A 22,441-nucleotide genomic window follows, 5' to 3' on the forward strand; every position below is an offset into this window, starting at 1 on the left:
ACCGAACAAGATGGTCGTGCTGCTTAAAGGCTATCCGCGCCTTTCAGAGACCTTTATCGCGCAGGAACTGCGCGGTCTGGAACTCGCCGGCTTCAAGCTGGAACTGATGTCGATGCGCCGACCGACCGACAAGAAGCGGCATCCGGTACATGACGAGATCGAGGCGCCCGTCCACTATCTACCTGAATATCTGCACGAAGAGCCTCTGCGGGTCGTCAAGGCCTTTTTCCACTGGTTCGGCAAGCCATCCTTCCGGGCGGCTGCCAAAGCATTTCTGAAAGACCTGCCGCGCGACATAAGCCGCAACCGTTTTCGCCGCTTCGGCCAGGCGCTGGTGCTTGCCCGCGAATGGCCTAAAGGGGCGGACTGGCTGCATGTGCATTTCATCCACACACCGGCTTCGGTCGCCCGTTATGCATCGCAGTTGCTTGGCATACCCTTCACCGTTTCCGCCCATGCCAAGGATATCTGGACGAGCCCAGACTGGGAGCTTTCCGACAAGCTCGATGATGCAAGCTGGACGGTGACCTGCACCCGCGGCGGCGCCGATCACCTGCGCACACTCTCAGAGAACGCCGGCAAGGTGCATCTCAGCTATCATGGCCTGAACCTCAGCCGTTTTCCCTCGCCGGATCGCGCAGCTGCGACGCGCGATGGCTCCAATCCGAATGATCCCATTACGATACTGGCTGTCGGCCGTGCCGTGCCGAAAAAGGGCTTTGATATCCTGCTCAAGGCGCTAGCCCTGCTTCCAGCCGACCTTCACTGGCGGCTCGATCACGTCGGCGGCGGTGATGAGCTGAAGGTGCTGAAGCCGCTTGCGGAAGAACTCGGGCTTGCCGGCCGCGTCAGCTGGCATGGGGCGATGTCGCAGCAGGAAGTGCTGCAGCGTTACGGCGAGGCCGACATATTCGCCCTGCCCTGCCGCATTGGCAAGGATGGCGATCGCGACGGATTGCCGAATGTTCTGGTCGAGGCGGCCAGCCAGCGGATCCTCTGCATCTCGACAACGATTTCCGGCATTCCGGAACTGTTCGTCGATCAGGAGAACGGCCTATTGGTCGAACCGGAAGACACATTGGCGCTCGCCAAAGCGCTCGAAACTGCCATCCGCAACCCATCGGAACGGGATCGCATGGCCAGGAATGCGGAAGCGAAGGTCCGTGGTCATTTCGACCACAAGACCAGCATATCGGATCTGGAGAGATTGTTCTCAGCCGCCTATTCGACACTCGCCAACAAGGAGCCCTCGCAGCCATGACATCACCGCGCGTGCTCTTCTATGTTCAGCATCTGCTGGGGATCGGCCATATCGCTCGGGCAAGCCTCGTTGCGTCGGCTCTTGCCGAGGATGGCTTTGAGGTGACGATGGTAACCGGTGGACTGCCCGTGCCCGGTTTTCCGGGACCGGGCATCAACCATGTTCGACTGATGCCGGAGGTCACGTCTCGCGAAGGGTTCTCAGGCCTGCAGGACATAGATGGAGCAACGCTCGGGCCTGAGGGAGAGCGCCAGCGCATGGAGCAGTTGCTGGCGGTTCTTGGCGACACGAAGCCGGATATTGTCATCACCGAAGCATTCCCGTTCGGACGACGGCAGATGCGCTTCGAGCTTCTGCCGTTTCTCGATGCGATCATGACGATGCGCCCGAGGCCGCTGCTCTTTGCCTCGATCCGCGATATCCTGCAAGTGAACAAGAAGCCTGGGCGTGACGAGGAAACGGTTGCGCTGGTCAGGCAACATTTCCATCGCGTGCTCGTGCATGGCGATAGAAACCTGACACGGATCGAAGACACGTTTCCGCTTGCAGGCGAGATCGCGGACAAGGTGCTCTATACTGGTCTCGTTGCACCTGCAGCCCCTGTTCCCTCGCTCGAAAAATACCGGGTGGTGGTTTCCGCCGGTGGTGGAGCAGTGGGACAGAAACTGCTGAGTGCCGCCGTTGCTGCTCGCGACCTGATCTCCGCGCCCGGCCGCTGGTGCGTGATTACCGGACCGAACCTCGATGCGGCAAGCTTCGACAGTCTTGCCTCGAAGGGCGGCGGCGAGATGGATGTGTTTCGCTTCAGGAGCGATTTCCGGCAGTTGCTTGGCAGTGCCGAGCTTTCGATCTCACAGGCGGGCTATAATACCGTCTGCGACGTGCTGAGAGCCGGCTGCGGGTCGCTGCTTGTGCCTTTTGCGGCTGGCGGCGAGACGGAACAGACGGCGCGCGCAGTAAAGCTGCGGGAACTCGGGCTGGCGGAATTCATCGAGGAAGCGGCAATCACACCAGACTTGGTGGCAAGCGGAATCGGCAAGGCCCTTGCGCAACGTGGCAAGGCCCATCTGGACCTGAACATGGATGGAGCACGTGAAACGGCGCGGCTGCTACGCCGCGAAATCAACCGCGAGAGCTGATTTCAGCTCTCGACGGCGGTAAGATAATCGGGACGCTTTCCCTGCAGGTATTCCTGGACGATGGCAGAAAGATTGGGCAGACCTTCAAGGCGATAATCCGGCGCCGTTGCAGATGGCGGGTCCCGCAGCAGCAGTTCCTTGATCGCCGCAGAGAGCCGCATCCCATCCGAAGAATGATCGGGATGCAGCATGGCAACCAGTCCAAGTTCCGTGGCACGCATTGCGCGGATCAACTGCTCCTGCCTCGGCACCATGCGGGGAATAATCAGCGCCGGCTTATCGAAGGACAGAATTTCGCAATAGGTGTTATAACCGCCCATGGCAACGATCGCACGCGCATTGGCGATCAGGTCTTCCATGCGGTTATCGAATTCGATGACCTCAAGACAGTTATGCGAAGCGGCTGCCTGTTTCAGCGTTTCGCGCTGCTCGCCGGGCATGTAAGGGCCAAGCACGATCAGGGCTTTTTCTGTCAGATCCGGATCGGCCTGATACGCATTTATTACGTCGCGAACGAGTTCATACCCGTCACCGCCGCCGCCAGTAGTCACCAGAATATAATCGCCATCCCGCTTCGGCAGAGCCGTCGCGCGGCTTTTCCATGCCTTTCGCTGCAGGAAGCCGACGAAGGTCATCTTGCGACGTAATGATGGCGGCACATCGAGCCCGGTGAGTGGATCGTGGAAATCCGGAGGGCCGTAGACCCATACGTGATCGTAGAGCTGATCGATCTTCGCCATCACATCGTTGCGCCGCCATTCGGCATCAAGAAGATGCGGCGCATCCATGACGTCACGTAGGCCAAGCACGAGAAGCGTGCCGCGGCTCTTGAGATAAACGAGCGTGTCTTCCACTTCGCGCCGAAGACCGAGCGGCTCCTTGTCGACGATGAAGATATCCGGTTGGAAGGATTCCGCCGTCTGGCGAATGATCGCCTGACGCATTTCCAGCGTTTCCTCCAGATTGATGTGCTCATCCATCGACGTGTAGTCGCCGTTGCGCAGCTTGATCACGCTCGGGATCTTCACGTAGTCGACGCGCGAGCGATAATCGAAGGCACCGGCAATCGTTGCGCCGGAAATGATCAGGACATGCGCGCCCTGAAAGGTTTCGACCAGGTGATTGGCGATCGTCATGCAGCGGCGAATATGGCCTAGCCCAAACGTATCGTGGCTATACATGAGAATGCGGGCATCTCTGAAACCCTGTGACATGCCCTTGACCTTAGGTAACATCTGAATTGTCTTTCCCGGCAACATAAAGTCTTTCAAAAGCGAAGCCAAGTCAGGCCGAGGCCGCAGCTAAGGGATCTCACGGACCCTGTCTTGAACGATATGCGCTTCGAACTTGGGAGTTATCGCTTGAGGCACAAGCCCTATCCTGAAGACGTGATGCGTCGTTATCCCTCAGGCCTGCTATCGCCCACGCTCAATCGATTTCGGACCGATGCTCCATATACCAGCGGACGAAAGCATCGACACCTTCATCCAATCCGGTTTCCGGCTTACGCCCAGTCAGCGCCAGCAGAAGGTCTGGGCTGGCGAATGTGCGCGGCACATCGCCTTTCTGCATCGGCAGCATCTTGCGCCTTGCCGGCTTGCCCATGGTCTTTTCGATAACCTCGATAAAATCGAGAAGCCCGACCGGCTGACCGCCGCCAAGATTGACTGTACGGAACGGTCCTTGCTCCGAAAGCGTATCGATATCAGCAACACGGTTCGATTCGGATGGAGCAACCATGGACAAATCAATGATCGAATCGACGAGATCGTCGATATAGGTGAAGTCACGGCTCATCTTGCCTTCGCCGTAGATCTCTATTTCCTGATCGTCGAGCATCGCCTTGACGAACTTGAACAGCGCCATGTCCGGCCGGCCCCAGGGACCATAAACCGTGAAGAAACGGAAAGCCGTCGTCGGAACCTTGTAGAGATGGGCGTAGCTATGAGCCATCACCTCCATGGACTTCTTGCTGGCAGCATAGAAAGTCAGAGGTTCGTCAGCCTTGTCTGTTTCCCGGAACGGAATGCCCGGATTGGCACCGTAGACGGAAGAGGTGGACGCCAACATCAGGTGTCCGACACCGACTTCTCGGGCGATCTCAAGAATGTTCCACGAGCCGATGAGGTTCGAGTCGAGATAGGCCTTTGGATTTTCGAGGCTGTAACGAACACCTGCCTGAGCTGCCAGATGAACGATAACGTCCGGATTGAAGCCCTTGACCGCTCCTTCAAGCAAAGCTCTGTCTTCCAGCATGCCCTGTACGAAGCGGAAGGAAGGAAACTGTGCCAGCCCGGCATTGCGGGCCTCCTTCAGGCGCAGGCTGTAATAGGCCGTCATCCCGTCAAAGCCGACAACCTCGTGACCATCCTGCAAAAGCTTGCGCGCCAGATGAAACCCGATGAAGCCCGCCGTACCGGTGATGAAATAACGCATGTCCGCTTCCGCTGTTGATGGGGATCACATACCCAACCAAACGGGTCGAAGCAACGAGCCGCTAATGGAAAAGCCTGAGGCGCGCCGGTGGAACGCCGGGTTTGCCATTTTTGCGATCGACAGCAAACTGGATGAGATCCATCGAAGCCTGGTCGGTGAGAGGCTTGGCCATGACGCCGACAACACCGTTCACACCAGAAGCCACTACGCCTGGGTTTCCGGTGATCATGATGACGACAATACCGTATTCGGCCAAGACCTTGGCGATCTCCGGCCCCGTCTCGCCATCGGCAAGCCGCACGTCGACGAAAGCGATATCCGTGTCACGCGTGTAGTTGAGCGCCACCTTCATATCAGGCGCGATGCCAACCACATCATGTCCACTACGCTGAACTGCCTCCTCTATGTCCATGGCGACTAGCAGGCTGTCTTCGACAATCAGAAAGCGATATTCCACGCGCATTCTCCTATCACTCAAGCGGCAAATAGTCGGCGCTTGCCGCTTGGCAATAGGTATCTTAGAGATCACGGTCATTTTTAGGGGCGTGGTTAAGCCTTTGAACCTCGGCATTTTTGCGCGTCAGACCCGTATACGACGATCCAGCAAGGAGCCAGAAGACGGCGACTGAGTGATCGCCAAATATTTCAGAGACGGGCGAAAGGTGAGGAAGCATCCGGAACCGTTTTATCGACAAGCGGGTTCTCTTGCCGGAAGTCAAAAGAGGAGAAGAACCATGAAAAATATCATTCTTGCTTCCTGCGCAATCTTCGCAGCAACCTTTGCAGGCCAAGCTTATGCACAACAGAGCACGGTGACCGGCGCAGCCGGTGGTGCCGTGACCGGAGCTGTGGTGGGTGGTCCCGTCGGTGCCGCGGTGGGCGGTGTTGTCGGTGCCATCGCCGGCACGGCAATCGATCCGCCGCCACGCGAAGTTGTTACCTATGTTGAACAGCAGCCCGCACCAACCACGGCCGTGACCGTGGAACAGCCGATCGCCGTTGGAAAGCCGGTTCCCGAAACCGTTGTGCTAACCCCGGTTCCAAGCAACACCCGATATGCCTATACGGTGGTCAACAATCAGCGCGTGATCGTCGATCCGCAGACCCATACCGTGGTGCAGATTATCAAGTAACGCCCACAATGCGAAAGCCCCGCTTCATATGCGGGGCTTTTCAATTACACCGCCAAACGAGATCTCAGACCACCAGCGTTTGGCTGATCCTATCCTCTTCGCCGAACAGGCGGAGGTAGCGTTGCACTTCCTTCGCGTCGCCGGTCGCCTTCTGCGGATTGTCCGAAAGCTTAACGGCGGGGCGACCATTGGCTTCGCTGACCTTGCAGACGACCGAGATCGGTTTCAATCCGTTGATCTCGGTTGGCGCGCACCCGGCAAAGTCGTTGGTAAGGTTGGTGCCCCAGCCGAAGCTCATGCGAACTCGGCCCTCGAAATGCTTGTAGGTTTGAATGATCGCATCGACATCGAGGCCGTCTGAAAAGATCAGCAGCTTTTCCTTCGGGTCGCGGCCGACCTTCTTCCACCAGTCGATGATCTTTTCGCCGCCTTCGATCGGCGGGGCACTGTCGGGGCGGAAGCCTGTCCAGTCTGCGACCCAGTCCGGCGCATCCCGCAGAAACGCGGCAGTACCGAAAGCATCCGGCAAAACGATCAGCAGATTGCCGTGATAAAGCCGGTTCCAGTCCTTCAGTACCTGATAGGGGGAGTTGCGCAGCTCTTCATCCGTCTGCGCCAAGGCGGCTGCGACCATCGGCAGCTCGTGTGCATTGGTGCCGACAGCTTCCAGATCGCTGTCCATAGCAAGCAATACGTTGCTGGTACCGGTAAATCCGCTGCCGATGCCTTCCTTCAAGGCCTCGACGCACCAGCGCTGCCACAGGAAGCTGTGGCGACGGCGGGTGCCGAAATCGGAAATGCGCAGGCCGGGCAACTCCCGCAGGCGCTGAACCTTTTCCCACATCCTGGCCTTGGCACGAGCATAAATCACATCGAGCGTGAAGTAACCGAGCGAGCGCATGGCCGTGCGGGAACGCATCTCGTTGATGATTGCCAGCGCCGGAATTTCCCACATCGTGGTATCCATCCACTTGCCATGGAAATTCAGCTCGTATTGCCCATTGCGCTTGGACAATTCGTATTCCGGCAGCTTGTAGTTGGAAAGCCAGGTGAGGAATTCGGGTTCGAAGATCTGGTTGCGGCCATAAAACGTGTTACCCGCCAGCCAGATCATCTCCTTCTTGGAGAGACTAACCGTGCGGGCGTGGTCAAGTTGCTCCCGCAGGGCACCTTCATCGATCTCTTCCGCCAGTTTCACGCTGGTGGTGCGATTGATCACGGAGAATGTCGCGTCGACGTCCGGATAAAGCTTCCAGATCATCTGTAACATCAAAAGTTTGTAAAAGTCGGTGTCGATCAGACTGCGGATGATCGGATCGAGCTTCCAGCTGTGGTTATACACCCTGGTTGCGATATCGGTCTTGGTCATGCCTGCCCCTGTCCCGGTCCCCTGTGACCGGTCGGCCTCACTCGCTATAGAGGCAAGCTAACGATCCTACCTCCCGGCAGCTTTATCGTGAAAAAAATCGATTAAGTCCAGACGCAGTTCAACTGTCGCGGTACTGCCGAAAACAAACCGGAAGCTTCAGTAACCCGTCGTCCTGTCGACGACGTGCTGTAGCGGCTCTCCTCTTTCGAAACGCTCCATCTGAACTTCCGCATTGCGGAGCAAGGCCCGGATATCGGACGCAGAAGCAGCATGCGGCGTCACGATTACATCGTCCATGGACCAGAAACGGCTGTCCGGCGACAACGGCTCCTGCTCGAAGACGTCGAGAGACGCGCCGCCCAAGGTCTTGGCGTCGAGAGCCGCGACGAGATCCTTCTCCACCTGGCTACCGCCGCGCCCGGCATTGATGAAGACTGGCGCTCCGAGCGCGCCTTTTCGGCATAGCTTGGAAAAGAGCGACGCATTGAAGATGCCGCGCGTCTCGTCCGTCAGCGGCAAGAGCCCGACGAGAATGTCGGTGCGGGCCAGAAAGGCATCGAGTTGCGACGCATCGTAGGTCTCGATACCCTCGATCGTCTTCTTCGTCCGCGACCAGCCGATGACGTTGAAACCCATGATCTTCAGTTTGCGGACACTATCTTGGCCAAGCACGCCTAACCCCATGACACCGACGGTCAGGTCCTTCGCTTCAGGCTGGTGCAATTCCTTCCAGATGCGCGAGCGTTGCTGAACGGCATAGGCCGGAGCTTGACGCAGATGGCTGAGGCATTGAAGCACGACCCACTCGCTCATGCGGGTGGTAAGGCTCTCATCGACGAAACGGACGATCGGGATATCCGGCAGGCCGGGCGTGGCGAGGATGGAATCGACGCCGGCGCCGCCGGAAAACAGCACTTTCAGATTGGGGGCGCGATGGAAAAGATCCAGATCCGGTTTCCAGAGAAAAGCATAGCTTGCGTTGGAAAGATCCGCCGACTTGTCCGAGGCGTGCAGGACCTGGCGTCCGGCGAGTGCGCCGACCAGAGCCTGATCCACATCACGGCGTTCGAATTTCAGGTCGATAACGACAGAACCTTTTTCAGACAAAGCTATTCCCACTTTTGTTATTGGCCGACGGCCCCGTTTTCGACCGCCTCGATATTGAAAGCCGCAGCCATAAGCGCCTTGGTATAATCTTCCTTCGGCGCGCGGAAGATTTGTTCGGACGGACCTTCCTCGACCACCTTTCCGGTGCGCATGACGATAACGTGGTTGGCGAGTGCCTTCACCACTTTCAGGTCATGGCTGATGAAGAGATAGGCGAGATCATGCTTGGCCTGCAGATCGCGCAGAAGGTCGACGACCTGCGCCTGCACCGTCATGTCGAGCGCCGAGGTCGGCTCGTCCAGCATGACGAAACGGGGTTTCAGCACCATGGCGCGGGCAATTGCGATACGCTGCCGCTGGCCGCCGGAAAATTCATGCGGGTAACGCCAGCGGGTTTCGGGATCGAGGCCGACTTCCTGCAGCGCCCAGGCAACACGTTGATCGCGCTCGTCTGCTGACAGCTGCCGCTCGTGGACCTTCAGGCCTTCGGCGATGATCTCTCCCACCGGCATACGGGGACTGAGCGAACCGAAGGGATCCTGAAACACCACCTGCAAGCGATTGCGATAGGGCAGCATCTGTTTGAAGGAATGGCCGTTGATCGCATCGCCGATGAAGACGATCCTCCCTTCCGAGGCGATCAGCCTTGCCAGCGCCAGACCGAGCGTCGTCTTGCCGGAGCCGGATTCGCCGACAATGCCGAGCGTTTCGCCGGCACGCAGCGTCAGATCCACGCCATCGACCGCCTTCACGTGATCCACCACTCTACGCATGAATCCGGCCTTGATCGGAAACCAGACACGCAGATCCTTGGCTTCCATGACGACCGGATGGCTCGGATCGGCTGCCGGTGGTTCGCCTCTCGGTTCGGAACTGAGAAGATGTTGGGTATAGGGATGCTGCGGGTGCTCGAAGACATCTGTGACTGAGCCCTCCTCGACGATCTTGCCCTTGGTCATGACACAGACGCGATCGGCGAATTTGCGGACGATGCCGAGATCGTGGGTGATGAACAGCATGGACATGCCATGCTCGCCCTTCAGCTTGCGCAAAAGCTCTAGAATCTGTGCCTGAACCGTCACATCCAGAGCGGTTGTCGGCTCGTCGGCGATCAGAAGCTTCGGCCGGTTGGCGAGCGCCATGGCGATCATGACACGCTGGCGCTGGCCGCCGGAGAGTTCGTGCGGATAGGCGGTCAGGCGCTTTTCCGGCTCGCGGATGCCGACCTGGTTGAGCAGCTCCAATATGCGGCTGCGGGCGGCGCTACCCACCATCGCCTGGTGCATTTCCAAAATCTCGCCGATCTGCTTCTCGATCGTGTGCAGCGGATTGAGCGATGTCATAGGCTCCTGAAAGATCATCGTGATGTCATTGCCGCGCACATTGCGCAGCTCCGCTTCCGATGCTTTCAGAAGATCCTTGCCCTGAAACAGGATTTCACCAGAAGGGTGGCTTGCGGCCGGATAGGGCAGAAGCTTGAGGATCGAATTGGCCGAGACAGATTTGCCGGAGCCGGATTCGCCGACCAGAGCCAGGACTTCACCCGGCCTTATATCGAACGACACGTGATCGACGGCGAGCGTTTCCCTATCGCCCTGATGAAAGGCGACGGACAGATCACGAACGGAAAGGAGGGCGTCTGTCATCATATCACCGGAACGTCTTGCGGGGGTCGAAGGCATCACGCACCGCCTCGCCAATGAAGATCAGCAGCGATAGCATGATCGACATGGTGAAGAAGGCCGTCAGGCCGAGCCAGGGCGCTTGCAGGTTGTTCTTACCCTGGGCGATCATTTCTCCCAGCGACGGCGAGCCGGGCGGCATGCCGAAGCCGAGGAAATCCAGAGACGTAAGCGTGGCGATCGAACCCGACAGGATGAAGGGCAGGAAGGTGAGCGTCGCCACCATCGCGTTGGGCAGGAGGTGGCGATACATGATCGTCCAGTTGCCGACGCCGAGCGCACGGGCCGCACGCACATATTCGAAGTTACGGGCGCGCAAGAACTCCGCCCTGACCACGCCGACGAGGCTGACCCAGGAGAAAAGCAGCAATATGCCGAGCAGGATGAAGAAGCCGGGCGGCAAGATCGAGGCGATGATCAGCAGGATATAAAGGACCGGCATTGCCGACCAGATCTCGATGAAACGCTGCATCAGAAGATCGGTCCAGCCACCGAAATAACCCTGCACGGCACCGGCTCCGACGCCGATGATGGCCGAGCAGATGGTGAGTGCCAGGCCGAAAAGTACGGAGATGCGGAAACCGTAGATCATCCGGGCCATGACATCACGCGCCTGATCGTCGGTGCCGAGCCAGTTCATGTTGCCGAGAATGCAGTTGGGGTCCTGATCGCCTTGCGGATAGGCCTTGCAGCGATCGGCCTTGGCCATCAGCCAGAAGGGTTCGGTCGGGGCGGAATGGGGGATCTGCGAATTGACCGTCTGATAGGAATAGCGGATCGGCGGCCAGATCATCCAGCCATTGGCATTGATCTCTTCCTGGATGAAGTCCGATCGATAGTCCGTCGTCGCGAGGAAGCCGGCGAACTTTTCCTCCGGGTAATCGACCAGAACCGGATAGAGGATCTCGCCCTTATAAGAGGCGACGATCGGCCGGTCATTGGCGATGAATTCGGCAAACAGGCTGAGCGTGAAGAGGACCAGAAAAATCCAAAAGGACCAGAAACCGCGCTTGTTTGCCTTGAAATTGGCGAGCCGGCGCTTGCTGGTCGGCGACAGGAAGGGGCGCTTGGCGGGCGGCGCTGCCGCGATCGGCGTGGTGACGGAAGTTGCGTTCATCAGACGTCCCTCCGCTCGAAATCGATGCGCGGGTCGATCCAGGTATAGATCAGGTCGGAGATCAGGTTCACGACGAGGCCCATCAGCGAGAAGATGAAGAGCGTGCCGAAGACGATCGGATAATCACGATTGACGATGGAGAGATAACCGAGCCTTCCCAGCCCATCGAGCGAGAATATGTTCTCGATCAGCAGCGAGCCGGTGAAGAAGGCGGAGATGAAGGCGCCCGGAAAACCGGCGATGACGATCAGCATGGCGTTGCGGAAGACGTGCCCGTAGAGAACCTGCCGTTCGTTGAGGCCCTTGGCGCGCGCCGTCGTGACATATTGTTTCTTGATCTCGTCGATGAAGGAGTTTTTCGTCAGCAGCGTCGTGGTGGCAAAGGCCGAGAGCGACATGGCGATCAGCGGCAGGGTGAGGTGCCAGAAATAGTCGCCGATCTTCTGATACCACGCGAGATCGTCGAAATTGTCGGAGACGAGGCCACGCAGCGGGAACCAGTCAAAGAAGGAACCGCCGGCGAAAAGGACGATCAGCAGGATGCCGAAGAGGAAGCTCGGCACCGCATAACCGACGATGATGACGCCCGAGGTCCAGATATCGAAGCTCGACCCGTCCTTGACCGCCTTGCGGATGCCGAGCGGGATAGAAATCAGATAGGAGACGATCAGGATCCAGAAGCCGAGCGAGATAGAGACCGGCAGCTTGTCGATGATCAGGTCGATGACCGGCGTGTTGCGGAAGAAGCTCTCGCCGAAATCGAAGCGGATATAGTTCCACATCATGTCGAGGAAACGCGTTAGCGGCGGCTTGTCGAAACCGAACTGCTGCTCGAGCTTCTTGATGAATTCCGGATCGAGCCCTTGGGCGCCGCGGTAATTCGATTCAGAGCTTATGCCCTGAGCCGACAGATCGTTGCTGGCTCCCGACAGGCGGTCACCTGAATCCTGCCCCTGGACCTGAGCGATGATCTGCTCGACCGGCCCGCCCGGCGCAAACTGCACGACAAGGAAGGAAATAGCCATGATGCCGACAATGGTCGGGATCATCAGCAGCAAGCGGCGTAGAATATATGCGCCCATCAGGACACCTTGCCGAACGTTTCGGGCATATCACCGCGGGTCTGCGCAACGATCAAGCGGGCTTCCTTCATCTCTAGGCGAATCAATCCGGCCATTTGGAACAGTTGCCCCTTCAAGGTGCAAGCATCTTACTTACCGGGCTGTTTGGCAAACCATGCTTCGGGGAAAGCGGTGCCGTATTCCGGCAGCTTTTCCGGATGCGCGATCCGGTTCCAATAGGCGATCTTTTCCTCGCCGGAATAGAACATCGGCACGACATAGTGGTTGGCGAGCAGCACGCGGTCCATGGCCTTGATCGCCGCCACCTGTTCCTCGCGGCTTGGAGGGAAGACGATCTTGCGAATCAAGATGTCGACGGCAGGATCGGCGATCCCGGCATAGTTGCGCGATCCCTGACGATCGACTGATGCCGAACCCCAATAGTCGTTCTGTTCGTTGCCGGGGTTCATCGTCTGCGCCCAGACACCGAAAATGATGTCGTAGTCGAAGCTGCGGACACGGTTGATATATTGTGAGGCGTCCACTGTGCGGATGCGTGCATCGATACCTATTTTCTTGAGGCTGTTGATATAGGGAGTGACAGTCCGCTCCTGACCGGCATTGCTCAGCAGGATTTCAAACCCCAGGGGCTGGCCGGTCTTGCTGTTGACCATGCGGTTGCCCTTCAACTCGTAGCCAGCCTGCTTAAGCAGACCAACTGCGGTGCGAAGGTTGTCGCGCACCTTGTTCGGATCGCCATTGACCGGGTTTGCGTAGGGTTTGGTGAAGACTTCCGGCGGGACCTTGTCCTTCAGTTCATTGAGGATTTCGAGCTCCTTGCCCTCAGGCAGGCCGGAGGACGCAAGCTCCGTGCCCCAGAAGAAACTGTCGACCCGTTTCAGGCCACCAAAGGCCAGGTTCTTGTTGAGGTCCTCGAAATCATAGGCGTAATTCAAGGCCTCACGGACCCGCGCATCCTTGAAGATGTCGCGGCGCATGTTCGGCACGAATGCCTGCATCACGCCGACAGCCCTGAATGGGTTCGTCAGCGCCTCCTTCGTCACCCGGCCGTCCTTGACTGCGTCGAAATCATAGCGGGTCGCCCAGCGGCTGGAGCTGTTTTCCTGCCGGTAGTCGACATTGCCGGCCCGGAACGCCTCAAACTGCACGTCGGTGTCGGAGAAATAGGTGTAGCTGATGGTACGGAAATTATACTGGCCGCGGTTGATTGGCAGGTCCTTGCCCCAATAGTCGTCGCGCAGCTCATAGCGAATGCCCGATCCGGGCTGAACCGAAGCAACCTTGTAGGGGCCGGACGCCATCGGCACTTCCAGCGACGTGCGCGAAATATCGCGCGCCTTACCCTGGCTGTCGGTCCCTTCCCACCAATGTTTCGGCAGGATCGGGAAATCGCCTACGATCGAGGGTAGTTCCTTGTTGTTCTTCTCATCGAAGCGGAAGGTCACTTCGCGATCACCGGTCTTTTCCGCTCCGGTCACATGGCGATAGTAACCGGAATAAAAGGCACTGTGCTGTTTGAGCATATTCAGGCTGAAGACGACGTCTTCCGGGGTCACCGGCTGACCGTCGGCCCATTTGGCTTCCGGCCGCAGTCGGAAGGTCACTGACGACATGTCGTCAGGGTAGGCAACGGCTTCAGCCAATAGGCCGTAGGTGCCGAAGACCTCGTCTTCCGAACGCTTCATCAACGTTTCGAAGATCATCGTCACGCTGGAAGCGATGGCGCCCCTGTCAATTACCGGATTGAGGTTGTCGAACGTGCCCTCTTGGGCAAGCTTGAGTTCGCCTTGCTTGGGGGCGTTTACATCGACATAGGGAAGCGCCTGGAAATCTGCTGGCAATTGCGGCTCGCCGACCACGGCCATGCCGTAACGCCATTTCGGCTCATCGGCCATCGCCCATGGCGCCATGAATGACGCTGCCAATGCGACAACAAGACCTTTGCGGAGCCGGGCCAAATCCATGCTTTTCCCTTTGTGGTTTTGATTTGTTGCACCGAAGCATAGGGCAAAAGAGGGCGAAAAACAGGAGGAGCCGCTCACAAGCAATTTATCGCCCGCAGCCGCCGGGCGAGATCTCCATTTCACCAAAGTCTCATTCCAGACTAAACTGGCGATAAAAGTGATTTGCGGCGGAAGTTCATGAAATCGATTTCGAAGATGGTCCTCGGACTGGCGGCGACGGCTCTGTTATGCGGTTCCATCACGGATCCATCGATGGCGCAGGACGGTACGCCGGCCAAGCAGCTCTTCGGCGCGGTGAAATTGCCGAACGCTGCGTCGCCGGCACCTCTCGGCTTCTACGCCAAGGGCTGCATGTCCGGTGCCGTCGCACTACCGACGGACGGCCCGACATGGCAGGCCATGCGCCTTTCGCGCAATCGGCGCTGGGGCAACCCGGCAATGATCGATCTGCTCGAACAGTTTTCCCGCGATGCCGCAAGCCTCGGCTGGGGGACCGGCATTCTGGTCGGTGATATTTCCCAGCCTCGCGGCGGCCCGATGATAAATGGCCATGCCTCGCACCAGATCGGGCTCGATGCGGATGTCTGGTTCACACCGAAACCGGCCCAGCCGATGAGCGTGCAGCAGCGGGAAGACCTTCCGTTCACCTCGATGCTGGACAAGAGCAAGTTCCTGACTGTCGATTCGCGCAAGTGGACGAACACGCATGCTCGCCTGGTTATGCAGGCAGCAAGCTATCCCCAGGTACAGCGGGTTTTCGTCAACCCGGCCATCAAGAAGAAGCTTTGCCAGACCTGGACCGGCGACCGAAGCCTGCTCGGCAAGGTGCGGCCGGTCTACGGACATGACGAGCATTTTCATATCCGCATGAACTGCCCGCCGGGTGCAACAGGCTGCGAACGGCAGGCGGCAACGCCTGTCACCGACGATTGCGACAGCAAGGCGCTCGCATGGTGGTTCACCAAGGAACCATGGGCGCCGCCGAAGCCTGCCGACCCCGACAAGAAGCCGGTCAAGCCGCGCCAGGTCATGCTGTCGGACCTGCCAAAGGCCTGTTCTGCAGTGCTTGCCGGCGCGTCTCGCTCCGAAGCCGACGCGACCTTCGGGGGCCAGCCTGTGGCCTATTCGAGCCAGCCTTCCGTGCCTCAAGCCGTCGATCAGATGGATGCGATCAGCTCCAATCCGGCCAATGTTCCGGCAGACATACCGTTGCCACGCGAGCGGCCTTTCCGTTAAGCCCGTTTGGCATCCGTAAGCTGCAGCGACAACGCCGAGCCTTCCCTTATCGGCAACGGCACGATAGAAAGCCAAGGCAAATTAAGGTGGCCTGCAAAGGCCCGATGGAGGAATGCCTTGGAATCGGCCAAGCCGTGCATCGCGCTCATCGCGCATGATCTGAAAAAAGACGACATGGCGGATTTTGCCCGCCAACGCCAGACGGCATTATCGAAGTTTCGCATCGTCGCAACGGGAACGACCGGCGGCCGCGTGCAGGAAGCTGCTCCAGGTCTCGATGTTACGCGACTGAAAAGCGGGCCGCTGGGCGGCGATCAGCAGATCGGTGCGATGATCGCAACCGGCGAGGTCAGCATGCTGGTCTTTTTCATCGATCCGCTCTCCGCACTTCCGCACGATGTCGACGTCAAGGCGCTTACGCGGCTTGCAACCGTCTATGACATCCCGATGGCGCTCAATCGCGCCACTGCAGAACATCTCATCGACTTTCAGTAATCCGCGAGATCCGCTCCCCATGGCCAATGTTCATTCCGAGGCACTGCCCTTTCCTATCCTGATCGGAGATATCGGCGGCACCAATGCCCGCTTCTCCATTCTTGTCGATGCCGAAAGCAAGGCAACGGACTTCGTCCATGTGCAGACGGCGGATTACGAAACGATCGACGATGCGATCGTCGACAAGGTCTTCAACAATCCCGAGCTTGCCAAGCCGCGTTCGGCAATCCTTGCCATTGCCGGTCCGGTCGACGGCGACGAAATCGATCTGACCAATTGCGACTGGATCGTTCGGCCGAAGAAAATGATCGGCGAACTCGGCTTTGACGCGGTGCTCGTCCTCAACGACTTCGAGGCTCAGGCGCTCGCAGTTGCCAGCTTGACCGATAGCGACCGCGAGCAGATCGGCCCGAATGCGCCTGCCGTCGATGCAACACGGGTCGTACTTGGCCCCGGCACTGGTCTTGGCGTTGCAGGCCTGCTTCACGCCCAGGACACTTGGTTTCCCGTGCCGGGTGAAGGCGGCCATGTCGATATCGGCCCGCGCACACCGCGCGATCTCGAGATCTTTCCGCATCTCGTCACCATCGAGGGGCGTGTCTCGGCCGAGGAAATCATTTCCGGACGCGGCCTCCTGCATATCTACAATGCGGTCTGCGCGGCTGGCAGCGTTACACCGAGCGTCAGCCAGCCCAAGGATGTGACCGAAGAGGGTCTGAACGGGAAGAACGCCCAGGCTGCGGAGGCACTCGAACTGTTCGTGACCTATCTCGGCCGTCTCGCCGGCGATCTGGCCCTCATCTTCATGGCGCGCGGCGGCGTTTTCCTTGGTGGCGGGATTTCGCCAAAAATCCTGCCTGAGCTGAAGAAACCCGCCTTCCGGGCGGCTTTCGAGGACAAGGCACCGCATAAGGAACTGATGGAGACAATCCCGACTTTTGTCGTGACGCATCCGCAGGCAGCGCTCGCCGGCCTTGCCAGCTATGCCCGCACGCCCGCCTCTTATGGTATTGCTACCGAGGGGCGCTGCTGGCGTCGGTGAATGCCGGAAAGTCACACCATTAACGAATCCGGCAAGGTCGGCTGGCAAAACCAAGCCTAAGGGGTTAACAAGCCCCTTCTTGAGACTGCGCAGTGATACTGCCGAATTGGGACTTTCCATTGAAGGCTGAAAAAGAAAAAAAACGTCACGTTGATTCCAGCACCGTCGTCAGCGTGCTGAAGCGTATCATTTCGGAAAACGGCCGCGACCATATCCGTGGATATGTATTTGCGATCAGCTGTCTGATTGTCGTGGCGCTTTCAACCGCATTTACCGCCTGGATCATGGAGAAGGTTGTAAACGAGGCATTTGCCAATCGTCGCGCAGATATCGTCTGGCTGATATGCGGCTCTATCCTTGCTGCTTTCGTGCTGCGCGGTTTCGCCACCTATGGCCAAGCGGTTGCACTGTCGAAGATTAGCAACAATATCGTGGCGCGTTATCAGCGCCGGCTATACAGCCACATGATGTCGCTCTCGGTCGGCTTCTTCTCGGAAGCCCGTTCCGCGCATCTGGCGGCACAGATCAGCCAGAACATTTCGGGCATCCGCGATGTGATGAACCTGACGGTCACCTCGACAGCACGCGATCTCCTGACGCTCGTCTCGCTTGTCGGCGTTATGATTTCCAAGGACTGGGTTCTATCGCTGATCGTCTTTGCCGTCGCGCCGCCGCTCCTTTATGCGCTCCGTTATGTGTCTCGCCGACTTCGACTGGCGACCAGGGAGTCGATCGAGATCAACAGCCGCGTTCTTGGCGCCATGCAGGAAACGGTGCAGGGCATTGCGGTGGTGAAGGCCTTCACTATGGAGCAGGAGCTCGAGAAGAAGGTCAACAAGATCATCCAGACGGCTGAGGCCCGCTCCAACCGCATCGCGCGGCTTTCCGAGCGCACCTCGCCGCTGACGGAAACCTTTGCCGGCTTTTCCATCGCGAGCGTGCTGGCCTATGCCGCATTCCGTTCGATCTACGACAACGTGCCGCCAGGGGCTTTCTTCGCCTTCGTCACCGCCTTGCTGTTGGCCTATGATCCGGCACGCCGGCTTGCCAAGCTGCAGGTGCAGATGGACCGCGCCGTGGTCAACGCGCAGATGATCTATGCCCTTCTCGATCTGCAGCCCGCGCAACGCGAAAAGCCCGGCGCACCTGCTCTTGCGATCACCGAGGCCAAGGTCGAACTCAAGGATGTCGTTTTTTCCTATGCGACAGGTTCACCGATCCTTCGCGGAGTGAGCCTTGTCGCCGAAGGCGGCAAAACGACTGCGCTTGTCGGACCTTCAGGTGCCGGCAAATCGACCATTATCAACCTCATTCCGCGCTTCTACGATCCGGCGGAAGGCGAGATCCTGATCGACGGACAAAATATCGCCGACGTTACGAAATCCTCGCTTCGCCACCAGCTCGCTTATGTCTCGCAACAGCCCTACATGTTCGAAGGCTCGATCCGCGACAACATCCGATACGGACGTCCGGACGCAACCGACGAAGAGGTCGAGGAGGCAGCGAAGCTCGCGCACGCGCATGAATTCATCATTGCCCAGTCCGAAGGCTATGACACATCGGTCGGCGAAAACGGTGTGACGCTTTCCGGCGGCCAGCGGCAGAGGCTTTCGATCGCCCGCGCACTGGTGCGCAACGCGCCGATCCTACTGCTCGACGAGGCGACATCGGCGCTCGACAACGAGTCGGAGGCCGCCGTGCAGAAGGCGCTCGACACGGCCATGCGCGGCCGCACCGTGATCGTCATTGCGCACCGGCTGTCGACCGTCGTAAACGCCGACAAGATCGTGGTGATGCAGGAAGGCCGCGTTGTCGAGGAAGGCACTCATGATGACCTTGCCCAGCGCAAGAACGGCCTCTACGCTCGGCTCAACAATCTGCAATCGCCGGAACATCATTAAGCAGGAACAGGCAGGACATGAGTGAAAACGAGATGAAGCTGGTCGTCGTGGGTGCCGGCGGTCGAATGGGCCAGACCCTGATCCGCGTGATCCACGAAACGCCCAGCGTCACTCTTCATGCAGCCATCGAGCGCGAAGGCTCTCCGTTCCTCGGCAAGGATGCAGGTGAATTGTCGGGTGTTGGACCGATCGGCGTTGCGGTAACCAGCGATCCGCTTCAGGCCTTTCTCAATGCCGAGGGCGTGGTCGATTTCACCGCGCCTGCTGCCAGCGTCACCTTCGCAGGTCTCGCTGCGCAGGCGCGCATCGTGCATGTGATCGGCACGACCGGCTGCTCTGCCGATGATGAAGAGAAGTTCACCGCCGCAAGCCGTCATGCACGGGTGGTGAAATCCGGTAATATGAGCCTCGGCGTCAATCTTCTCAGCGTCCTGACCAAGCAGGCCGCGCGTGCCTTGCCGGCAGAGGGCTGGGATATCGAAATCATCGAGATGCATCACAAGCACAAGGTGGATGCTCCGTCGGGCACCGCATTGCTGCTCGGCGAAGCGGCTGCCGCAGGGCGCGGCATCGACCTTGCTTCCCAGTCCGTGCGCGTTCGTGATGGTCATACCGGCCCGCGCCCGGGCGGCACGATCGGCTTTGCAACGCTGCGCGGCGGCTCCGTCGTCGGCGATCATTCCGTCATTCTCGCCGGTGAAGGCGAACTGGTTACATTGTCGCACAGTGCCCGGGACCGCTCTATTTTCGCACGCGGGGCAGTTGCAGCCGCACTCTGGGCGCGTAATAAGAAGCCCGGTCAATATTCGATGCTCGACGTGCTCGGGCTCTCAAATCAATAATATACGGAGGTCTTTCTCATGAGCGGTACTCTTGTCCTCGTTCGCCACGGCCAGAGCGACTGGAATCTCAAAAATCTGTTCACCGGCTGGAAGGACCCTGACCTGACCCCGCTTGGGATCCAGGAAGCCGAGACCGGCGGCAAGGCGCTGGCCGAAACCGGCATCAAGTTCGACATCGCCTTTACCTCCGACCTGCAGCGCGCCCAGAAGACGCTGAAGATCGTGCTCGACAAGGTCGGCCAGCCGGACCTTCAGACGATCAAGGACCAGGCGCTGAATGAGCGCGATTACGGCGATCTCTCCGGCCTCAACAAGGACGATGCCCGTGCCAAGTGGGGCGAGGAGCAGGTTCACATCTGGCGCCGTTCCTATGACGTCCCGCCTCCGGGCGGCGAAAGCCTGCGCGACACCGGCGCCCGCGTTTGGCCCTATTACCTGACCGAGATCCTGCCCCGCGTCCTTCGCGGCGAAAAGGTGCTGGTTGCAGCCCACGGCAATTCGCTGCGCTCGCTGGTCATGGTGCTCGACAAGCTCACCAAGGAACAGATCCTCGGCGTCAACCTCGCAACGGGCGTTCCTATGGTCTACAAGCTCAACGCCGACTCCACGGTCGCTTCCAAGGAAGTGCTCGGCGACATGTCCGGCGCGCACTAAGCGTTACTCCGGTCCTCAAATTCAGACGCCAGCCGACAGGAAACTGCGGCTGGCGTTTTCTATTCCGGTCCTGTCAATTCTCGATCGTGAACTGCACCGCATCCGCCGGAAAACGGCTGACGGCATATTGGACCGGTACGCCATCGGGATCGACATTCAGCGCCCGGGTAACGAGAACGATCGCTCCGGGCGACAGCTCCAGGGAGGCGAGATCGTCATTGTCCGCGTGGACGGCGGTGATTTCCGTCGAGGCGCGGATATAGTCCGGCAAGCCGACAGCCGCAAAGGCGGCGGTTATGGAGCCGCTGTCGCGATAGGCATCGGCCATGCCGGCAAAGCGGTCCGCCGGGAACCACGCGGTTGCGCGGGAAACGGGCCGGCGGTCGGCCTTTCTCAGTGTTTCGAGCCGGATGAGCCTTGAGCCTAAGGGCAATTGCAGCCGGGCGGCGAGATCGGCACTTGCGATTTCTTCGGACGAGGCGAGCAAGATGCCTTCCTTTTCCCGCGCCTGATCGCCAATGCCCTGATTGAATCTCGTGCGCCGCGAGATCGGAAAATTCAGCCTTTCCTTGCGCAGGATCAGCGTTCCCCGGCCCTGCACCGCCTGGACGATGCCTTCCTGGGCAAGCGCTGCAAGCGCACTGCGAACGGTATGGCGATTGACGCCGAACTGGGCTGCCAGAACCACTTCCGGCGGCACTTTTCCGGTGTCGTCATAGTCGCCGCCGGCGATGGCCGTGCGTATCCTGTCGGCAATCTGCCGCCAGAGCGCTACACCGTTTTGCCGACGAACTGCCGCTTCCTGCATATCCATGTCACACGCTTGTTATATCCAAAAGTTATGGCTAAGTTATCTTGTATAGTTGTCTATATCAATAGACATTTTGGAGAGTTGCCATGAGTGTTGCAGAGCAGACCCTGCCAACCGAACAGGCAGGCCGCAGGCGGTGCGCTTCCCTTCTCGCCGTAGCGACAACGGATGAACTTCGCGCCGCGTGGGATGCATTGAAAGACAAGCCCGAGACAAAACCCGTTCGCGGCCCGGAGACCGGGCTGGTGATGGTTCGCGGCCGGATCGGCGGCGGCGGCAGTCCGTTCAATCTCGGCGAAGCGACCGTGACACGCGCGACCATCGCACTTGCATCGGGCACGGTCGGCCACGCGCAAGCTCTCGGCACGGATAAGCAGAAGGCAAAGCTTGCGGCAATATTCGATGCACTCTGGCAGGAAGATGCCACGAGAGACCATGTCGAAAACGTCCTACTTGCTCCGATTGAACATCGCATTGCGACGGAAAACCGAGCGAAGGCGGAAGAGACTGCCGCGACCCGCGTCGACTTCTTCACAATGGTTCGGGGAGAAGACTGATGTCTGCCAATACACAGGCCTTTACCGGTGGCTTTTCCGATCCGGTATTCCAGTCCCAGAGCGTATTTCGCATGCTGATGGACGGCACGGCGCGGCCGGGATCGATCCGGTCGATCGAGCATGATGCCGGTCAGCCCGATCCGCTCGGAACGGCAGCCGGCGCAATCGCGCTGACGCTTTGCGACCATGACACGCCGGTCTGGCTCAGCGCCGGCTTTGCCAAGTCGGCGGTCGGCGAATGGATCGGCTTCCATTCCGGTGCGACGATAACCCGCGAAAAGGCCGAAGCACGCTTTGCCTTCGTCGAGGCGGGCGTGACGCCTTCTTCCTTCGGCCTGTTTTCGCTCGGCAGCCAAGAATATCCGGATCGTTCGACGACGCTGGTCATAGAAGTGGCGGGACTTGGTGAAGGCCAGTCCTTCACGCTGTCGGGACCGGGCATCCTTCAGTCCAAGACAGTCGAGATTGCCGGATTGCCCGAGGCGTTCCTGCGTCTATGGGCCGACAACCGGCCGCTGTTTCCACGCGGGGTCGATGTCATCTTGACGGCGGGACGCAGTTTTCTGTGCCTGCCCCGCACGACGAAGATCGTGGCTTAGTCCTCAAGGAGAGT

General features: G+C 59.1%; 21 protein-coding genes. 11 read left to right on the plus strand and 10 right to left on the minus strand.

The window, feature by feature from the left end:
• Window positions 1-10: 10 nt before the first annotated feature.
• Together GGE33_RS13700 and GGE33_RS13705 are read left to right on the plus strand one after the other, a co-directional pair.
• On the plus strand, window positions 11-1,261 hold the full coding sequence (locus GGE33_RS13700; RefSeq protein ID WP_183824152.1) for a glycosyltransferase family 4 protein: 1,251 nt from the start codon (window positions 11-13) through the stop codon (window positions 1,259-1,261).
• A complete protein-coding gene (locus tag GGE33_RS13705; protein ID WP_183823804.1) occupies window positions 1,258-2,400 on the plus strand; it encodes a glycosyltransferase family protein in 1,143 nt (380 codons plus the stop codon). Before GGE33_RS13700 ends, GGE33_RS13705 begins: the two co-directional genes overlap by 4 nt.
• Before the next feature lie 2 nt (window positions 2,401-2,402).
• Here the strand turns inward: GGE33_RS13705 and GGE33_RS13710 are convergent, their stop codons facing one another.
• The 3 genes from GGE33_RS13710 to GGE33_RS13720 form a co-directional block, all read right to left on the minus strand.
• Window positions 2,403-3,614: a glycosyltransferase family protein gene (locus tag GGE33_RS13710; RefSeq protein WP_148146295.1), complete on the minus strand. Its 1,212-nt coding sequence runs from the start codon at window positions 3,612-3,614 to the stop codon at window positions 2,403-2,405.
• Between the two features lie 214 nt (window positions 3,615-3,828).
• Window positions 3,829-4,836, minus strand: a complete 1,008-nt coding sequence (locus tag GGE33_RS13715; protein WP_183823806.1) for an NAD-dependent epimerase/dehydratase family protein — start codon at window positions 4,834-4,836, stop codon at window positions 3,829-3,831.
• A 61-nt stretch (window positions 4,837-4,897) separates the two neighbouring features.
• Window positions 4,898-5,407, minus strand: coding sequence for a response regulator (locus tag GGE33_RS13720; RefSeq protein ID WP_343062436.1), 510 nt, complete (start codon window positions 5,405-5,407; stop codon window positions 4,898-4,900).
• 163 nt (window positions 5,408-5,570) lie between these two features.
• On the opposite strand from GGE33_RS13720, the gene GGE33_RS13725 reads away from it, so the two are divergent.
• Entirely contained in the window at window positions 5,571-5,969 is a 399-nt protein-coding gene (locus tag GGE33_RS13725; RefSeq protein ID WP_148146151.1) for a DUF1236 domain-containing protein, read from the plus strand.
• Window positions 5,970-6,033: 64 nt separating this feature from the next.
• On the opposite strand, the gene pncB is transcribed toward GGE33_RS13725, so the two are convergent.
• The 6 genes from pncB to GGE33_RS13755 form a co-directional block, all read right to left on the minus strand.
• On the minus strand, window positions 6,034-7,338 hold the full coding sequence (gene pncB, locus GGE33_RS13730) for a nicotinate phosphoribosyltransferase (protein WP_148146152.1): 1,305 nt from the start codon (window positions 7,336-7,338) through the stop codon (window positions 6,034-6,036).
• 156 nt (window positions 7,339-7,494) lie between these two features.
• Window positions 7,495-8,445: a 2-hydroxyacid dehydrogenase gene (locus GGE33_RS13735; RefSeq protein ID WP_183823808.1), complete on the minus strand. Its 951-nt coding sequence runs from the start codon at window positions 8,443-8,445 to the stop codon at window positions 7,495-7,497.
• Between the two features lie 17 nt (window positions 8,446-8,462).
• Window positions 8,463-10,091: an ABC transporter ATP-binding protein gene (locus GGE33_RS13740; protein ID WP_183823810.1), complete on the minus strand. Its 1,629-nt coding sequence runs from the start codon at window positions 10,089-10,091 to the stop codon at window positions 8,463-8,465.
• 4 nt (window positions 10,092-10,095) lie between these two features.
• The gene (locus GGE33_RS13745) at window positions 10,096-11,244 is read right to left on the minus strand and encodes an ABC transporter permease (RefSeq protein ID WP_183823812.1); all 1,149 of its coding nucleotides are present in this window, start codon (window positions 11,242-11,244) and stop codon (window positions 10,096-10,098) included.
• On the minus strand, window positions 11,244-12,326 hold the full coding sequence (locus GGE33_RS13750; protein ID WP_183823814.1) for a microcin C ABC transporter permease YejB: 1,083 nt from the start codon (window positions 12,324-12,326) through the stop codon (window positions 11,244-11,246). The genes GGE33_RS13745 and GGE33_RS13750 overlap by 1 nt, the downstream gene beginning before the upstream one ends.
• Window positions 12,327-12,454: 128 nt before the next feature.
• The gene (locus tag GGE33_RS13755; protein ID WP_183823816.1) at window positions 12,455-14,290 is read right to left on the minus strand and encodes an extracellular solute-binding protein; all 1,836 of its coding nucleotides are present in this window, start codon (window positions 14,288-14,290) and stop codon (window positions 12,455-12,457) included.
• Between the two features lie 177 nt (window positions 14,291-14,467).
• On the opposite strand from GGE33_RS13755, the gene mepA reads away from it, so the two are divergent.
• From mepA to GGE33_RS13785, 6 genes are all read left to right on the plus strand, one after another.
• Complete coding sequence (gene mepA / locus GGE33_RS13760) at window positions 14,468-15,526, plus strand: penicillin-insensitive murein endopeptidase (RefSeq protein WP_183823818.1); 1,059 nt, start codon at window positions 14,468-14,470, stop codon at window positions 15,524-15,526.
• Between the two features lie 117 nt (window positions 15,527-15,643).
• Window positions 15,644-16,021: a methylglyoxal synthase gene (locus tag GGE33_RS13765; protein WP_148146159.1), complete on the plus strand. Its 378-nt coding sequence runs from the start codon at window positions 15,644-15,646 to the stop codon at window positions 16,019-16,021.
• A 19-nt stretch (window positions 16,022-16,040) separates the two neighbouring features.
• Entirely contained in the window at window positions 16,041-17,063 is a 1,023-nt protein-coding gene (locus GGE33_RS13770) for a glucokinase (protein ID WP_183823820.1), read from the plus strand.
• 119 nt (window positions 17,064-17,182) lie between these two features.
• Entirely contained in the window at window positions 17,183-18,964 is a 1,782-nt protein-coding gene (locus GGE33_RS13775) for an ABC transporter ATP-binding protein (protein ID WP_183823822.1), read from the plus strand.
• Window positions 18,965-18,981: 17 nt separating this feature from the next.
• A complete protein-coding gene (gene dapB / locus GGE33_RS13780; RefSeq protein ID WP_183823825.1) occupies window positions 18,982-19,806 on the plus strand; it encodes a 4-hydroxy-tetrahydrodipicolinate reductase in 825 nt (274 codons plus the stop codon).
• An 18-nt stretch (window positions 19,807-19,824) separates the two neighbouring features.
• Window positions 19,825-20,460 carry a 2,3-bisphosphoglycerate-dependent phosphoglycerate mutase gene (locus GGE33_RS13785; protein ID WP_183823826.1) on the plus strand — a complete coding sequence of 212 codons (636 nt, stop codon included), beginning with the start codon at window positions 19,825-19,827 and terminating at the stop codon, window positions 20,458-20,460.
• Between the two features lie 73 nt (window positions 20,461-20,533).
• Here GGE33_RS13785 and phnF read toward each other — a convergent pair whose 3' ends face one another.
• Window positions 20,534-21,268 carry a phosphonate metabolism transcriptional regulator PhnF gene (gene phnF, locus GGE33_RS13790; protein WP_183824154.1) on the minus strand — a complete coding sequence of 245 codons (735 nt, stop codon included), beginning with the start codon at window positions 21,266-21,268 and terminating at the stop codon, window positions 20,534-20,536.
• Between the two features lie 89 nt (window positions 21,269-21,357).
• Here phnF and phnG point away from each other — a divergent pair, with 89 nt between their 5' ends.
• Both phnG and phnH read left to right on the plus strand, forming a co-directional pair.
• Complete coding sequence (phnG, locus tag GGE33_RS13795) at window positions 21,358-21,828, plus strand: phosphonate C-P lyase system protein PhnG (protein WP_183823829.1); 471 nt, start codon at window positions 21,358-21,360, stop codon at window positions 21,826-21,828.
• Entirely contained in the window at window positions 21,828-22,427 is a 600-nt protein-coding gene (gene phnH / locus GGE33_RS13800) for a phosphonate C-P lyase system protein PhnH (RefSeq protein ID WP_183823831.1), read from the plus strand. Before phnG ends, phnH begins: the two co-directional genes overlap by 1 nt.
• The last annotated feature ends 14 nt before the right edge of the window (window positions 22,428-22,441 follow it).

Origin of the sequence: Aliirhizobium cellulosilyticum (assembly GCF_014198105.1) — a bacterium.
Classification (GTDB): Bacteria; Pseudomonadota; Alphaproteobacteria; order Rhizobiales; family Rhizobiaceae; genus Neorhizobium; species Neorhizobium cellulosilyticum.

What these genes read in the sequence shown, in the direction of transcription:
- phnG (WP_183823829.1), top strand. Translation starts at nt 21,358, where the DNA reads ATGAGTGTTGCAGAGCAGACCCTGCCAACCGAACAGGCAGGCCGCAGG.
- GGE33_RS13715 (WP_183823806.1), bottom strand. Translation starts at nt 4,836, where the DNA reads ATGCGTTATTTCATCACCGGTACGGCGGGCTTCATCGGGTTTCATCTG.
- pncB (WP_148146152.1), bottom strand. Translation starts at nt 7,338, where the DNA reads ATGACCAAGACCGATATCGCAACCAGGGTGTATAACCACAGCTGGAAG.
- GGE33_RS13745 (WP_183823812.1), bottom strand. Translation starts at nt 11,244, where the DNA reads ATGAACGCAACTTCCGTCACCACGCCGATCGCGGCAGCGCCGCCCGCC.
- GGE33_RS13720 (WP_343062436.1), bottom strand. Translation starts at nt 5,407, where the DNA reads ATGCCGAGGTTCAAAGGCTTAACCACGCCCCTAAAAATGACCGTGATC.
- phnF (WP_183824154.1), bottom strand. Translation starts at nt 21,268, where the DNA reads ATGCAGGAAGCGGCAGTTCGTCGGCAAAACGGTGTAGCGCTCTGGCGG.
- GGE33_RS13755 (WP_183823816.1), bottom strand. Translation starts at nt 14,290, where the DNA reads ATGGATTTGGCCCGGCTCCGCAAAGGTCTTGTTGTCGCATTGGCAGCG.
- phnH (WP_183823831.1), top strand. Translation starts at nt 21,828, where the DNA reads ATGTCTGCCAATACACAGGCCTTTACCGGTGGCTTTTCCGATCCGGTA.
- GGE33_RS13705 (WP_183823804.1), top strand. Translation starts at nt 1,258, where the DNA reads ATGACATCACCGCGCGTGCTCTTCTATGTTCAGCATCTGCTGGGGATC.
- mepA (WP_183823818.1), top strand. Translation starts at nt 14,468, where the DNA reads ATGAAATCGATTTCGAAGATGGTCCTCGGACTGGCGGCGACGGCTCTG.
- dapB (WP_183823825.1), top strand. Translation starts at nt 18,982, where the DNA reads ATGAGTGAAAACGAGATGAAGCTGGTCGTCGTGGGTGCCGGCGGTCGA.
- GGE33_RS13770 (WP_183823820.1), top strand. Translation starts at nt 16,041, where the DNA reads ATGGCCAATGTTCATTCCGAGGCACTGCCCTTTCCTATCCTGATCGGA.
- GGE33_RS13700 (WP_183824152.1), top strand. Translation starts at nt 11, where the DNA reads ATGGTCGTGCTGCTTAAAGGCTATCCGCGCCTTTCAGAGACCTTTATC.
- GGE33_RS13710 (WP_148146295.1), bottom strand. Translation starts at nt 3,614, where the DNA reads ATGTCACAGGGTTTCAGAGATGCCCGCATTCTCATGTATAGCCACGAT.
- GGE33_RS13725 (WP_148146151.1), top strand. Translation starts at nt 5,571, where the DNA reads ATGAAAAATATCATTCTTGCTTCCTGCGCAATCTTCGCAGCAACCTTT.
- GGE33_RS13750 (WP_183823814.1), bottom strand. Translation starts at nt 12,326, where the DNA reads ATGGGCGCATATATTCTACGCCGCTTGCTGCTGATGATCCCGACCATT.
- GGE33_RS13785 (WP_183823826.1), top strand. Translation starts at nt 19,825, where the DNA reads ATGAGCGGTACTCTTGTCCTCGTTCGCCACGGCCAGAGCGACTGGAAT.
- GGE33_RS13740 (WP_183823810.1), bottom strand. Translation starts at nt 10,091, where the DNA reads ATGACAGACGCCCTCCTTTCCGTTCGTGATCTGTCCGTCGCCTTTCAT.